Raw genomic sequence first — 13,370 nt, 5'->3', positions numbered from 1 at the left:
TCGGGCTTGGCGTCTTGTTTCCCCGGGACGCCTTTTTGCGTGTGGTGGGCCCTATTTGAAGGGCGCCCAAGGTTTGGGTCGGTGCGATGGCGCACCGAATGCTTGCGGGTCGGGGGGTAACGTTTAATCGTCGCAAACGCCGGTTATTACCGGCAAAGCATGGAGATAATCAATGAACTGGAAAATCCTGGATTTCGAACAACTCACTGCGCGTGAGCTTTATTTGATTTTGCGCGCGCGCAGTGCGGTGTTCGTCGTCGAGCAGTCGCATGTGCATCTCGACCCGGACGGGCGCGATGAAACCGGCACGCATGTCTTCGCCGCCGAAGACATGAGCCGCTCGATGCCGGTGCTCGCTTATGCGCGCATTCACGAAGGCGATGCAGAAGATCCGGAAGTGGTGGTCGACAAGATCCTGACGAGTCCGCTGCGTCGCGGCGATGGCACCGCGCACGCACTGATCGAGCGCGTGCTCGCGGTGAGCGCCGAGCGCTGGCCCGGCCGCGGCGTGCGCCTGACCGCGCCGGTGAGCCTGCGCGGCTTCTACGAAGGGTTCGGCTTTCGAAAGACCGAAGGTCCGTTCCTCGAGCACGGCATGCCGTATATCGGTCTGACGAGAAAGAGCCGGCAGACGCGCGAAACGCTCAGCACGAGCAAGGCGCAGGTGGCCGGTTCCGTCGATTACGCAAGCACATACGAGTTGCTATAAGCGCCACCCGAAGCATCCATCGCAGTGAGCAGGACGACGGGCGCTCAGACCGGCGCTCGTACTCGAAAAAAACTCGAAACAAGCACGCAGCAACCACGCAGTCGCCACACAGTAGTTCAAAGGCGTGAGCCGTCCGAAGCAACGAGGCAAGAACAACGAGCAGGACGGCGCACGCCGTCCAGAACGGTCCTCGACACAAACAAAAACGAACAGCGCCGCGGGCGACGTGCCGGCGCGCGTGCAAACGGCTCCTCTCATGCGAATAGTCCATCTGGCGAACCACGCGCAGACGATCGGCAACGGCACCGTCAACATGATGGTCGATCTCGCCTGCGTGCAGGCGCGCATGGGTCAGGATGTCGTGGTCGCGTCGTCCGGCGGCGGATTCGAGCCGCTGTTGCGGCGCCACGGCATCACGCACATTCCGCTGCAGCAGTCGCGCCAGCCATGGCGCGTTCCCGCGATGATCGCGGGCTTCAATCGTCTCATCGATCGTTTCGATCCCGACATCGTTCACGCGCACATGATGACGGGCGCGCTCATTTCGCGCTTCGGCAGCATGCGGCGACGCTTCGCGCTGGTCACGACGGTGCATCACGAGTTGCAGAAGAGTGCGTCGCTGGTGCGCGCGGGCGATCACATGGTCGCCGTTAGCCGCGGCGTCGCGACGGAGCTGGAAGCGCGGGGCATGAGGCCGGAGCGCATGTCGGTCGTGCTCAACGGCAGCCTGGGAGCGCCGCGCATCGCGTTGCGGCCTGCCGCGCGGCCTTTGCCCGTGCCGCTCGCGCATCCGAACATCGTGTGCGTGGCGGGCATGTATCGCAGGAAGGGCATCGCGGATCTGCTGCAGGCGTTCGCGCTCGTGCGCGAGCAGTCCGCGCAGGAGCGCGAGTTTCTGCCCGAGCCGAATCTGTATCTGGTCGGCGACGGCCCCGATCGCGGCGCGATGGAAGCGCTCGCCGACGAACTCGGGATCGCGTCGTCGGTGCATTTCACTGGCTTTGTCGCTGATCCGCGGCCGTATTTCGCGGGCGCCGACGTCTTCGCGCTGCTGTCGCGGCAGGACCCGAGTCCGCTCGTGATCGCGGAGGCGCGCGAGGCCGGCTGCGCGATCGTTGCAACGCGCGTGGGCGGCATTCCCGAAATGCTCGACGACGGCGCCGCAGGGGTGCTTGTGCCTCCGGGCGAGCCGGCGCTGGCGGCCGCCAAGCTGCGCTGGCTGCTGCTCGACGCACCCGCGCGCGGCCAGTTCGCGGAGCGGGCGCGGCAGAATTTGCAGCCACTCTCGGTCGAGCGCGTCGCCGCCGAGTACATGGCGATTTACCAGCACACGCTCGCGGAACGAGCGGCGGTGAATCGTCGGCAGATTACAACCGATGCGCGCCGCTCCCGTGCACCCGATGGCGCGGTTTAGGCATACAACATGCAAAATCGCCGCGAAGCGGCGTGCTGCGGCGCTTTGCGGCCCGACAAGCGAATCATACAAAAGGCCTGTGCCAGCAAGCGAGCGTTCGCGTTCGCACAGAACGCATACGAGATGCTTGCTCAAATGGGTGCATGACCGGTCCGCTGAATTCGCAGGCCGCACATGAACGCTCGCGCCGCGCTGCGACGCCGCCATTCTTCAGTTTCCCTGACGAATGGCGGCGCGCGCGCGGCGCAAGCGCAGCAGATGCACGTGAAGCGGTAAGAAAGACAGAAAACGAAATATCGACGTCGGGCTCAGAGGGATTACCCTGTCAGGAAATTCCTCACTGGCATTCGACGCAACGAAGACGCAACGTATCAAGCACGACGAATGGACCTCTCGGAAACCCGTCGTGCCTTTCGCAGAAACCGGGGAAGCGAAAGCGATGCGCTTATACACACGGCTACGGAACAGGCGAAGAGGGGAGAAGCGAGATGGATGACAACAAAGAGCGATCGCTGGTGGCGAAGGTCATGGACGGACTCGTCTCAGGGATCGTCGAGCAAAAATATGGCGCGATATTGCCTCCGCAGGACATCCTCTCGAAGGAGTTCGACGTGAGCCGCACCGTCATGCGCGAGGCGCTTTCGATGCTGCTCGCGCGCCATATGCTCGACGTGCGGCCGAAAACCGGCACGCGCATTCGTCCGATGAGCGACTGGCGCCTCATCGACGAGGACGTGGTGAGCTGGCGTTTTCGGGCAAAACCCGATCAGACGTTTCTGCGCGATGTAATCGAATTCCGCATGCTGATCGAGCCGCGCGCGGCCGCACTCGCGGCAGCCCGTGCGACGCCCGACGAGATCGCCGGCATTCGTGACGCGTTCGATGCGCTGTCGCGCCTGCAGGTGGGCGAGCCCGAATATCAGGCGGCGGACGAGGTGCTGCACACGCGCATCGTCGCGGCGAGCGGCAACCAGTTCTTTCGTCAGATGACTGCAATCGTGCGCGGCGCGCTCGTCACGGTGAATCCGATCGTGGACGGCATCGAGTCCGTGCGCGAGGCGACGCTCGCCGCGCAGAAGAGCGTCGTCGAGGCGATCGAGTCGAAGGATCCCGCCGCCGCAGAAGCCGCGACGCGCGCGCTCGTCGATCTGGCGGCGGAAGAGGTCGGCCGCGCGTTCGCGCTCGAACGCGTGAACAGCCAGCCTGCTGCGCCGAACGTGAACGCATCGGCGGGCGCGGCGTAACGCGCATCGTCTGTTTGGTTCGAAGTCTGCAAGGAAGCCGGGACGTGTCCCGGCTTTCGTCGTTCTTGCAGTATGCAATCGTAGTACGCAAGATCGGCGCGCGATGCAATGAGGCACAATGCTTCGCGTCACGATATTGCGCAGGGAGAGAGGTTTGGCCGAATCGAAATTCACCGGAGAGACGATCCGCTGGGGTATCGTCGGCGCGGGACGCATCGCGCGACGCTTCGCCGACAGCCTGAAGCATGTCGAGGGCGCGCGGCTCGCGGGCGTCTGGTCGCGCCGCGCGGACCCGGCGCAGGCGCTCGCCGACGCATTCGGTGCGCGCGCTTTCGCCGATTTCGACGAACTGCTCGCGAACATCGACGCGCTCTATATCGCAACGATGCAGGACAGCCATCCGCACTACGCCCTGCGCGCGTTCGCGGCCGGGCGCGCCGTGCTTTGCGAGAAACCGGCCGCCGTGAACGCGCGCTCGCTGCAGGAAATGATCGACGCGGCGCGCGAAGCCAGGCTGCTGTTCATGGAAGCGATGAAACCGCCGTTCTATCCGCTCTACCGGCGGCTGCGCGAACATCTGGTGCGCGATCCGATTGGCGAGATCGGGCTCGTGCGCGCGGGCTGCTCGGCGTCGAACGTGCCGCCCGATCATCCTTCGTTCTCGCTCGAAATGGGCGGCGGCGCGCTGCTCGACATCGGCATTTACGAGGCGTTTCTCGCGGTCGACTGGCTCGGCGAGGCGCTCGACGTGCAGACGATCGGCCGTCTCGGCGCGACTGGCGTCGACGTGTTCGCGAGCCTGAACGTGCGTCACGAGCGCGGCATCGCGCAACTGTTCTGTGGGCTCGACCTGCAAGGTCGCGGCGATGCGCTGATCGCCGGCACGCGCGGCACGGTGACGATCGACGAAGGCTGGTGGAATCCGGCACGCGCGACCATTGCCTACACGGACGGTCGCAAGGTCGAACTGGACGAGCCGTTCAGCGGCGGCGGCCTGAATTACGAAACCGCGCACTTTTGCGAACTGCTGCGCGCGGGTGAAATCGAAAGCCCGGTCATGTCGCACGCGGTATCCATGCGCATGATCGCGATCATCGACGCCGCGCGGCGCGATCTGAATCTGCGTTTTCCCTTCGAGACCGACTGAAACCGACGGATACGAAAAAGCCGCTTCTCAGCGGCTTTCGTTTCTCAATGACGTCCCGGCAGCGCGAGACGCCGCTCGAAAATCCGCTGCACGAATTCCAGCACGCTGCATAACACCCAATAGACGAATGCAGCCGCGAGATAGAGCGGCAGCGGCTGATAGGTCGCCGCGATCACTTCCTGGGCGCTGCGCAAAAGCTCGGTCACGGTGATGACCGACACGAGAGACGTGTCCTTGATCAAACTGATGAGACTGTTCGACAGACTCGGTACAGCGATACGCAGCGCCTGCGGACCGATCACGTAGCGCAGCGTCTGCGTGCGCGACAAACCCAGGCTGTAGGCGGCGAGCCACTGTCCGGCGTGAATGCCGAGAATTGCGCCGCGCATGCTTTCGGAAAGATACGCCGCGACGTTGGCGGACAGCGCGATCACGCCGGCGGGTGTCGGATCGAGCGAGATGCCGAGACTCGGCAGGCCGTAATAGATCACGAAGATCTGCACGAGCAGCGGCGTGCCGCGCATGATGCTTACATAGCAGCGCCCGACGGCGACGAGCGCGCGACTCTGGCTGATGCCCATCAATGCGAGCACGACGGCCGCGATCAGGCCGAAGAACATCGAATAGAGCGCGAACTTGATCGTCAGTAGCGCGCCTTGCGCCAGCACGGGCGCCGATTGGACGAGCAGGGATGTCGTGGACATGTAGGGGAAGCGTTGAAAGAGCCATTGCGCGGCGATGCGATCGGCGCGCGCAAAGCGCACATCATAAACCGGAGCGGAAAAAACGAAGGGCGGCACCGTCACCGATGCCGCCCTGGCTTGCCTGAAAGCCGTGACTTACTTCGCCGGCTTGGTCACGTCGATGCCGAACCACTTGTCGGAAATCTTCGTGAAGGTGCCGTCGGCTTCGAGCTGGGTCATGGCGTCGTCGATCGCCTTCGCGAACTTCGGATTGCCCTTCTTGAACGGAATGCCCGACGGATTGCCCGCGCCGACATTCGCGCCCGTGCGCAGCGGCAACTGCGAGTTCTTCAGCAGATAGGCGAGCATCAGGCGGTCGTTGAGCGCTGCGTCGAGACGGCCCGCGGCGAGATCGCGCAGATATTCGGGCGCGCCCGGATACGTTTTCACATCGATGCCCGGCACCGACTTCGCCATGTCCATATAGTTCGTGCCGAGACCCACGCCGAGCTTCTTGCCCTTCAGGTCCTCGAGCGTCTTGAACTCGCGCTTGTCTTCCGAGCGCTGGATCAGTTGCGCGTTCGAGTACGTGTACGCTGGCGAGAAATCGAGCGTCTGCTTGCGCGCGTCCGTGATGCCGACCTGGTTGACGATCACGTCGAACTTGCCCGCCTGCAGACCCGCGATGATGCCGCTCCATTCGGTCGTGACGAACTCCGGCTTCACGCCGAGCTTGGCCGCGACGGCCTTGGCGATATCAACATCGAAGCCGACCAGTTCGCCGTTCGGCGCCTTCGAGTTGAACGGCGGGAAGGTGCCTTCCAGACCGATGCGCAGCGTGCCGCGCTGCTTGACCTGATCGAGCAGGTCTTCGGCGTGCGCCGCGGTGGTGGCGGCGGTGAATGCCGCGCCGATCAGGCTGGCGGCGACGAGCTTCTTGAGCGTAGACAGTTTCATCGTGTTTTTCTCCTCTTTGTGGGCCATGAAGTGCGTCATTCAGGTGCGGCGATCATAGTGAAATTGCAATCGCCGCGTCATACCGTTTGCTCATTTCTATATTTCCTCGGGCCACTTCTTCACGCGAGGGCTTCGACGCATTCCTTCACGAGCGCCGGGCCGCGATAGATCAGCCCGGTGTAGATCTGCACGAGCGATGCGCCCGCCGCGAGTTTCGCGCGCGCGTCCGCGCCGGAAAAGATGCCGCCCACGCCGATGATAGGCACTTCGCTGCCAACCTCGGCGCGCAGCTTGCGGATGACTTCGTTGGACGCGTCGAACACCGGGCGACCCGACAGGCCGCCGGCTTCGTCGCCGTGCTTCATGCCGGTGACGGCGGTGCGCGAAAGCGTGGTGTTGGTGGCAATCACGCCGTCGATCTTGTGTGCCAGCAGCGTGCCCGCGATCGACTTGATCTGCTCGTCGTCGAGATCGGGCGCGATCTTGAGCGCGAGCGGCACGAGCTTGCCGTGCAGGTCGGAAAGGCGTTGCTGCTTGTCCTTCAGCGCGCCGAGCAGCGAATCGAGTTCGCCCGCGCCTTGCAGTTGCCGCAGGTTCTTCGTGTTCGGCGAAGAGATGTTGATCGTCACGTAGCTCGCGAACGGATAGACGCGTTCCAGACAGTACAGATAGTCGTCGGCGGCGCGCTCGATGGGCGTATCCGCGTTCTTGCCGATATTGAGCCCGAGCACGCCGCGATAACGCGCGGCCTGCACATTCGCGACGAACTGATCGACGCCGCCATTGTTGAAGCCCATCCGGTTGATGAGCGCATTCGCTTCCGGCAGCCGGAAAATGCGCGGGCGCGGATTACCCGGCTGCGCGCGCGGCGTGACGGTGCCGACTTCGATGAAGCCGAAGCCAAGGGCGGCGAGCCCGTCGATGCACGCGCCGTCCTTGTCGAGGCCCGCCGCGAGGCCGACCGGATTGGGGAACCTGATGCCCATGACGGTGCGGGGCGAATCCGGGCCGCGCGTGGCGAACATGCTGGCAAGTCCGGTGCGGCCGGCCGCGCCCAGCATGCGCAGCGTGAGGTGATGGGCGTCTTCCGCGTCCATCTTGAACAGATGCGAGCGCGCGAGCGGGTAGAGGGAACTGAACACGAAATGAAAGCCGGCGACGGCGAATTTTTTTAAGACCGCTATTTTAGCGGCTTTGGCGGCGCGGCCTGTCGGGGTATACGGGCAGCAAGCGCTCGCCGCCCCTTGCGACTTTCGGGCGGCTACTTCGGCTGGCCCGGCGTATGGATGCGCCCGGGCATCGGCAAAGTGCCGGCGGATTGCGTGCTGGCGGGATCGAGCAGCGTCCAGTGTCCGTCGATCAGACCTTCCAGCGGCCGGAAATTGGCCTTATAGGCCATTTTTTCGCTTTCGCGAATCCAGTAGCCGAGATAGACGTGCGGCAGATCGAGGCTCTTCGCCTGTTCTATCTGCCACAGGATGTTGAAGGTGCCGTAGCTCGTCTTCGGCATGTCGGGCTCGAAGAACGTGTACACCGAAGAAAGCCCGTCGCCCAGAATGTCGATCATGCTGATCATGCGCAACTCGCCGGGCTCATCAGGATGGCCTGGATGCGCGGGTTCGCGGAATTCGACCAGACGCGAGTTGATCCGGCTCTGCAGCAGAAACTGCTCGTACTGGTCGCGGCTGTCGCGGTCCATGCCGCCGCCGGCGTGCCGCGCCGACTGATAGCGCATGTAGAGCGCGTAATGCTCCTCGTCGTAATGCAGCGGCGCCACGCTCGCGACGAGATTGCCGTGCAGCTTCCACACACGGCGTTGCGCACGGTTCGGCACGAAGCGCGCGACCGGCACGCGCACCGGCACGCAGGCGCGGCAGCCGTCGCAATACGGCCGATAGGTGAACACGCCCGAGCGCCGGAAACCGGCCTTGACGAGTTCGGTGTAGACGTCGGAGTTGATCAGATGGCTGGGAGTCGCGACCTGCGAGCGTGCGACGCGTCCGTCCAGATAACTGCACGGATAGGGCGCTGTTGCATAGAATTGCAGCGCGGAAAGCGGTGACAGCGGCAGCTCGTTCGGGTGTGTCACGTTGGCGGCTCTCGCAGGCGTCGTCTCGTCGTTGCCGGCCGGTGCGCGCATGAAGCGCGCCAGGCGGCTGCATATCGTGGGTCGCTCAGGGCATCACACTGGGGCGTCACGCTCAGGGCGCTACGCTTCATGCATTCAGCGTGCCAGGACCTCGAGCAGGACAGTCTTGTCGAAACGCCAGCCGATCGGCGCTTCGGCGGCGGCTCGCCGGAGATGCGCGACAAACGCCCGGCGGGCAATCTCGCGGCCGCCCAGCGACGCCAGATGCGACGTGTTCTGCTGGCAGTCTATCATCTCAATTTGATTGCGGCGCAAGTGTCCGACGAGCGCCGCGAGCGCGATTTTCGATGCATCGGTGCGGTGCGCGAACATCGATTCGCCGAAGAACATGCGCCCGAACGACACGCCGTAAAGCCCGCCCACGCGCACTCCGTCGTACCACGTTTCGATACTGTGAGCGCTGCCCGCGCGGTGCAGCGTCGTGTACGCGTCGACGATATCGGTCGTGATCCATGTGCCGCGCTGGCCGTCGCGCGGCGTCTCGGCGCAGGCGCGCATCACGGCGGGGAAATCGTCGTCCACGCGGACTTCCCAGACGGGATCGCGCACCACGCGCTTCAACGTCTTGCGCAACGAATCCGACACCTTGAATTCGGCAGGAAACAGCACCATGCGCGGATCTGGGCTCCACCACAGCACGGGCTGACCATCTGAATACCACGGGAAAATGCCGCGCCGGTAAGCATCGATGAGGCGCGAGGGCAGCAGATCCGCGCTCGCGGCAAGCAGCCCCGGGGCGCCGCTCGCCGCGCCGAGCGCGCGCTCGACGGGCGGAAAGGGATCGTCGTCGGCGAGCCAGGGAACCATGTTCTCGGGAAGTCGGCGGGCTGTGTCGTCGGGGGCGGTGGCGTAGTGGAGACGATCAGCCGTCGCGCAGCGTGCGGAAGATGTCGCCCGTGTGCAGCGTGAAATTGCCCGCGGCGCGGTCGGCGAAGAAAAAGCGCAGCGTCTGCCCGACCGTCGGGAAAGCGATCTCGTCCCACGGAATCTCGCTTTCGTCGAACAGCTTCACTTCCAGGCTTTCCTCGCCCGGGTCCACTTCGATATCCAGGAGCCGCGCCAGATAAAACAGATGCACCTGATGCACGTGCGGCACGTTGAGCAGCGTGAACAGGCTCTGGATTTCGACGCGCGCGCCCGCTTCCTCGAGCGTCTCGCGTGCGGCGCCTTCGCTCGTCGTTTCTTCCATTTCCATGAAGCCGGCGGGCAAGGTCCAGTAGCCGTAGCGAGGTTCGATCGCGCGGCGGCACAACAGCACCTTGTCGTCCCACACGGGCACGGTGCCCACGACGTTGCGCGGATTCTGATAGTGCACGGTGCCGCAGTTGTCACAGACGAAGCGTTCGCGGTTGTCGCCGGGCGGAATGGCGAGGCCGACCTCGTGGCCGCAGACGGAACAGAATTTCATGGAAATGGACGTGGGAAGTGTGCTGCGAGTGTATCACCGCGCCGCGACGGCTTTGCGCGCGTCCACGCCGCTTCGGTATCAGCGATGTCGCATGGCGGGCAAGCCTTCAGGCGCAGGTGTCGCGCCGTCCTTGTCGCTACAATGGTTGACCGGATGCAGTGCCTCTCTTAACGATCAGGACGCTTCGCGCGCCCGAAGCAAATTCCATGTCGACCACGCCAGCCGCTTCCTCACGTCCTCCGATGCTCGCCACGGCCGACGCGCTCGCCCGTCTTCTCGACGCCGCGCGTGGCGTCGAAGGCCGCGAATCCGTCGATACGCTCGATGCGGGCAATCGAGTGCTCGCCACCGATGTGAGCTCGCCACTCGACGTCCCGCCGATGCACACCAGCTCGATGGACGGTTACGCCGTGCGCGCCGCCGATCTCGCCGGCGCGAGCGAAGGCGCGCCCGTTGCGCTGCCGGTGTCGCAGCGTATCCCGGCGGGCCACGCGGCCGCGCCGCTCGCGGCGGGCACGGCGGCGCGCATCTTCACCGGCGCGACGGTGCCGCCGGGCGCGGATACGGTGGTCATGCAGGAAATGGCGCAGGTCGCGGATGACGGGCGAGTTTCCTTCGCGCAGGCTCCTACGGCGGGTGAATGGATCACCCGGCAAGGCGCGGATATTCAGCGCGATTCCGTCATCCTGCCGGCCGGCACGCGCCTGACGCCGCAGGCGCTCGGGCTCGCGGCATCGGTGGGCTGCGCCCGGCTGGAAGTCGTGCGGCGGGTGCGCGTCGCGATCTTCTTCACCGGCGACGAATTGCGTATGCCCGGCGAGCCGCTAGAGCCCGGCGCGATCTACAACTCGAACCGCTTCACGCTGCGCGCGCTGCTCGAAAAGCTCGGCTGCGCGGTGTCGGATCTCGGCATCGTGCCGGACCGGCTCGACGCGACGCGCGAAACCTTGCGGCGCGCCGCGCGCGAGCACGATCTGATTCTCACCTGCGGCGGCGTGTCGGTCGGCGAGGAGGATCACGTGAAGCCGGCAGTGGAGGCGGAAGGGCGCATCTCCATGTGGCAGATCGCGATGAAACCCGGCAAGCCGCTCGCGTTTGGCGCGGTGCGGCGCGGTGCCGATACCGCCGAAAGCAGTGAAACCGGCGAGGCGTTCTTCATCGGCCTGCCGGGCAATCCGGTGTCGAGCTTCTGCACCTTTCTGCTGTTCGTGCGGCCGTTTCTGCTGCGCTTGTCCGGCGTGAAGAACGTCGCGCCGCGCGTGTTTTCGATGCGCGCCGACTTCAGCCAGAAAAAAGGCGATCGCCGCAACGAGTTCCTGCGCGCGCGGGTGAACGAGTCGGGCGGGCTCGATCTTTTCGCGAATCAGAGCTCGGCCGTGCTGACATCGACCGTGTGGGGCGACGGCCTCATCGACAATCCCCCGAATCACGCGATCAGCGAAGGTGAGATCGTGCGTTTTATCCCGTTTTCCGAACTGATGCGGTAAAGGACCAGGCTGGACATGAAAGTCGAACTGAGATTTTTTGCGAGCGTGCGCGAGTCGCTCGGCGTCGCCAATGAAACGGTCAGCGTGCCGGACACGGTCGTCAATGTCGGCGACGTGCGCGCGTGGTTGCGCATGCGCGGCGGCGTGTGGGCCGAGACGCTCGCCGAAGGCCGCGCGTTGCGCATGGCGTGCAATCACGTCATGACGAACCCGTCGCAGCGCATTACCGAAGGCTGCGAAGTCGCGTTCTTTCCGCCGGTCACGGGCGGCTGAGCCATGAATACGCGATCAAGAATCCGCGTCCAGGAAGCCGACTTCGACATAAGCGCCGAAGTGGCCGCCCTGCGCGCCGACAATCCGAAAGTCGGCGCGGTCGCGTGCTTCGTCGGCACGGTGCGCGATCTGAACGAAGGCAGCGCCGTCGAGACGATGGAGCTCGAGCACTATCCCGGCATGACGGAGAAGTCGCTGGAAGCGATCGCCGATCAGGCGCGCGCGCGATGGCGCGGCTCGGACGTGCTGATCGTGCATCGCGTGGGTAAACTGAAGCCGCTCGACCAGATCGTGCTGGTCGCGACCACGGCGATGCATCGCGCCGACGCGTTCGAATCGTGCGCCTTCGTAATGGACTACCTCAAAACGCAGGCGCCATTCTGGAAAAAGGAGAAGACCGGGGCGGGCGAACGCTGGGTCGACGCACGCGAATCCGACGACGCGGCGCTCGCGCGCTGGCAGCACGGGAAGGAGTAGCCGCGGTTACTTTTCGTCGGCGGGCTTGCCGACGAACTTGGCCGGAAACGGCTCCGCGCCCGGGCGTTCGGGAAAGCGCGGCTCGGGATTGTCGCCTGTGCGCTGGCGCTTCAGCGCCGCAAGCAATTCCTGCTGCTCAACGGGAATCTGGTAGTCCCAGCCAAACTTGCTGAGTTGCAGGCTCTGCGCGATGCGTAGCGCCGGTTCCATGAATTGCACGGCGGCGGCCGGCTCGTAACGCGTTTCGACGGTATTCAGAAACAGCGACAGCCAACGCGCGAAGTGGCGCGGTTCGATTTCGTCTACAGGCCGATGCGCCTCCTGCACGTTCCCCCGATAGTTCTTCGTGCCGAGCACGAGGCTCGACCAGAACGTGGTCATCTTGGCGAGATGCTCGTCCCAGCGGCCGGTGAGCGCACGGGAGAAGATCGGACCGAGCAGCGGGTCTTCATCGACGCGGCCATAGAACGCTTCGACCAGCGCGCGAATATTGGCTTCGTCGGGTTCTCGCTCGCGCGGCGTATCGGCGGCGGGGTGCTGGATGTTTGTCATCATTTGCGAAACGAAGGGCGTGAAAGTCTGATTATTTGCTGACGAACAATATCAATATGACGCAAAATGTCGCAACTGCGAGTTCGTGCGGAACAGCCAAGTGCAGAAAACTTGATTTTGCGCGTTCTAACTAGTCCGAATCGCATGCACGTTCGTCCGTAAGCCATATGTTCCGGTCGAACTCGCTGAATGTACTGGACACCGCCGAATCCCGCAGGGTCAGCCGGATTTGAAGTCCATTGTCACCAATGCGAAACATTCGGCGCAATGCGCGTTCCGTCGCGCCTCTCGCCGGACTTCCGCCCCGCTCAAGCCATTAAACCTTCTTCGCGCGAAATCATGCGACTTACCGATTACACCGATTATTCGCTGCGGGTACTGCTTTACCTATCCATTCGGCCATCCGGTCTGTCGACGATTCAGGAAATCTCGGACGCATACGGCATCTCGAAGAACCATCTGATGAAAATCGTCCAGCAGCTCGGCGAACTCGGCTGGGTCGAAACCGTGCGCGGACGCAATGGCGGACTGCGCCTCGCCGAGCGCTCGAAGACGCTCACGATCGGCGATATCGTGCGCAAGACAGAAAGCGACTTCGCCGTGGTCGGCTGTTTTTCGGACGGCACCGATCATCGCGGCTGCGTGATCGAGCCCCATTGCCGCCTGAAGGGCGTGTTCGCCGCCGCGCGCGATGCCTTCCTGGCCGAGCTCGACAAACACACGGTCGACGATCTCGCGCGGCCTGCGAGCGAACTGGCGCGCATGCTCGGCATCGTGCCGATCGTCGCCGCGCCGGCCTTCGCGCTGGTTCCGAGCGGCGCCGCAAGCTGAGGGCCGGCCGCCGCGCAGAACGAAATCCGCACGCGGCGG

The 13,370-nt window shown here is 64.3% G+C and carries 15 protein-coding genes; 8 read left to right on the top strand and 7 right to left on the bottom strand.

Annotation, left to right across the window (positions count from 1 at the left end):
- Positions 1 to 172 precede the first annotated feature (172 nt).
- The 4 genes from AWB79_RS23130 to AWB79_RS23115 all read left to right on the top strand — a co-directional run bounded on the left by AWB79_RS23130 (position 173) and on the right by AWB79_RS23115 (position 4,514).
- Positions 173 to 709, top strand: coding sequence for a GNAT family N-acetyltransferase (locus AWB79_RS23130; RefSeq protein WP_061169762.1), 537 nt, complete (start codon positions 173 to 175; stop codon positions 707 to 709).
- A gap of 256 nt (positions 710 to 965) precedes the next feature.
- Positions 966 to 2,123, top strand: coding sequence for a glycosyltransferase (locus AWB79_RS23125; protein ID WP_061169842.1), 1,158 nt, complete (start codon positions 966 to 968; stop codon positions 2,121 to 2,123).
- A 488-nt stretch (positions 2,124 to 2,611) separates the two neighbouring features.
- A complete protein-coding gene (locus AWB79_RS23120; protein WP_061169761.1) occupies positions 2,612 to 3,367 on the top strand; it encodes a FadR/GntR family transcriptional regulator in 756 nt (251 codons plus the stop codon).
- A gap of 118 nt (positions 3,368 to 3,485) precedes the next feature.
- Positions 3,486 to 4,514: a Gfo/Idh/MocA family protein gene (locus AWB79_RS23115; RefSeq protein ID WP_082862448.1), complete on the top strand. Its 1,029-nt coding sequence runs from the start codon at positions 3,486 to 3,488 to the stop codon at positions 4,512 to 4,514.
- A 44-nt stretch (positions 4,515 to 4,558) separates the two neighbouring features.
- Here the strand turns inward: AWB79_RS23115 and AWB79_RS23110 are convergent, their stop codons facing one another.
- The 6 genes from AWB79_RS23110 to AWB79_RS23085 all read right to left on the bottom strand — a co-directional run bounded on the left by AWB79_RS23110 (position 4,559) and on the right by AWB79_RS23085 (position 9,711).
- Entirely contained in the window at positions 4,559 to 5,218 is a 660-nt protein-coding gene (locus tag AWB79_RS23110) for an amino acid ABC transporter permease (protein ID WP_061169840.1), read from the bottom strand.
- 135 nt (positions 5,219 to 5,353) lie between these two features.
- Positions 5,354 to 6,154, bottom strand: a complete 801-nt coding sequence (locus tag AWB79_RS23105) for a cystine ABC transporter substrate-binding protein (protein ID WP_061169841.1) — start codon at positions 6,152 to 6,154, stop codon at positions 5,354 to 5,356.
- Positions 6,155 to 6,273: 119 nt separating this feature from the next.
- Positions 6,274 to 7,296 carry a quinone-dependent dihydroorotate dehydrogenase gene (locus tag AWB79_RS23100; RefSeq protein ID WP_061169759.1) on the bottom strand — a complete coding sequence of 341 codons (1,023 nt, stop codon included), beginning with the start codon at positions 7,294 to 7,296 and terminating at the stop codon, positions 6,274 to 6,276.
- A gap of 119 nt (positions 7,297 to 7,415) precedes the next feature.
- Entirely contained in the window at positions 7,416 to 8,243 is an 828-nt protein-coding gene (locus tag AWB79_RS23095) for an arginyltransferase (RefSeq protein WP_061169839.1), read from the bottom strand.
- 135 nt (positions 8,244 to 8,378) lie between these two features.
- Positions 8,379 to 9,110: a leucyl/phenylalanyl-tRNA--protein transferase gene (aat, locus tag AWB79_RS23090; protein WP_061169758.1), complete on the bottom strand. Its 732-nt coding sequence runs from the start codon at positions 9,108 to 9,110 to the stop codon at positions 8,379 to 8,381.
- Positions 9,111 to 9,165: 55 nt separating this feature from the next.
- Entirely contained in the window at positions 9,166 to 9,711 is a 546-nt protein-coding gene (locus AWB79_RS23085) for an NUDIX hydrolase (RefSeq protein WP_061169757.1), read from the bottom strand.
- A gap of 242 nt (positions 9,712 to 9,953) precedes the next feature.
- On the opposite strand from AWB79_RS23085, the gene AWB79_RS23080 reads away from it, so the two are divergent.
- From AWB79_RS23080 to moaE, 3 genes are read left to right on the top strand one after another with little or no spacing between them, the layout of a single operon-like run.
- Positions 9,954 to 11,198: a molybdopterin molybdotransferase MoeA gene (locus AWB79_RS23080; RefSeq protein WP_096031594.1), complete on the top strand. Its 1,245-nt coding sequence runs from the start codon at positions 9,954 to 9,956 to the stop codon at positions 11,196 to 11,198.
- A gap of 15 nt (positions 11,199 to 11,213) precedes the next feature.
- Positions 11,214 to 11,471, top strand: coding sequence for a molybdopterin converting factor subunit 1 (gene moaD / locus AWB79_RS23075; RefSeq protein ID WP_061169755.1), 258 nt, complete (start codon positions 11,214 to 11,216; stop codon positions 11,469 to 11,471).
- Positions 11,472 to 11,474: 3 nt separating this feature from the next.
- On the top strand, positions 11,475 to 11,948 hold the full coding sequence (gene moaE, locus AWB79_RS23070) for a molybdopterin synthase catalytic subunit MoaE (protein ID WP_061169754.1): 474 nt from the start codon (positions 11,475 to 11,477) through the stop codon (positions 11,946 to 11,948).
- Positions 11,949 to 11,954: 6 nt separating this feature from the next.
- Here the strand turns inward: moaE and AWB79_RS23065 are convergent, their stop codons facing one another.
- The gene (locus AWB79_RS23065) at positions 11,955 to 12,500 is read right to left on the bottom strand and encodes a group III truncated hemoglobin (protein WP_061169838.1); all 546 of its coding nucleotides are present in this window, start codon (positions 12,498 to 12,500) and stop codon (positions 11,955 to 11,957) included.
- Between the two features lie 339 nt (positions 12,501 to 12,839).
- Between AWB79_RS23065 and AWB79_RS23060 the strand changes: the two genes are divergently transcribed.
- Positions 12,840 to 13,331 (top strand): Rrf2 family transcriptional regulator, encoded by a 492-nt coding sequence (locus AWB79_RS23060; protein ID WP_061169837.1) that lies wholly within the window; start codon positions 12,840 to 12,842, stop codon positions 13,329 to 13,331.
- The last annotated feature ends 39 nt before the right edge of the window (positions 13,332 to 13,370 follow it).

Source organism: Caballeronia hypogeia, from assembly GCF_001544875.2.
Classification (GTDB): domain Bacteria; phylum Pseudomonadota; class Gammaproteobacteria; order Burkholderiales; family Burkholderiaceae; genus Caballeronia; species Caballeronia hypogeia.
The sequence above is the reverse complement of the archived record's forward strand: the minus strand, read 5'-3'. Positions and strand labels throughout refer to the sequence as shown.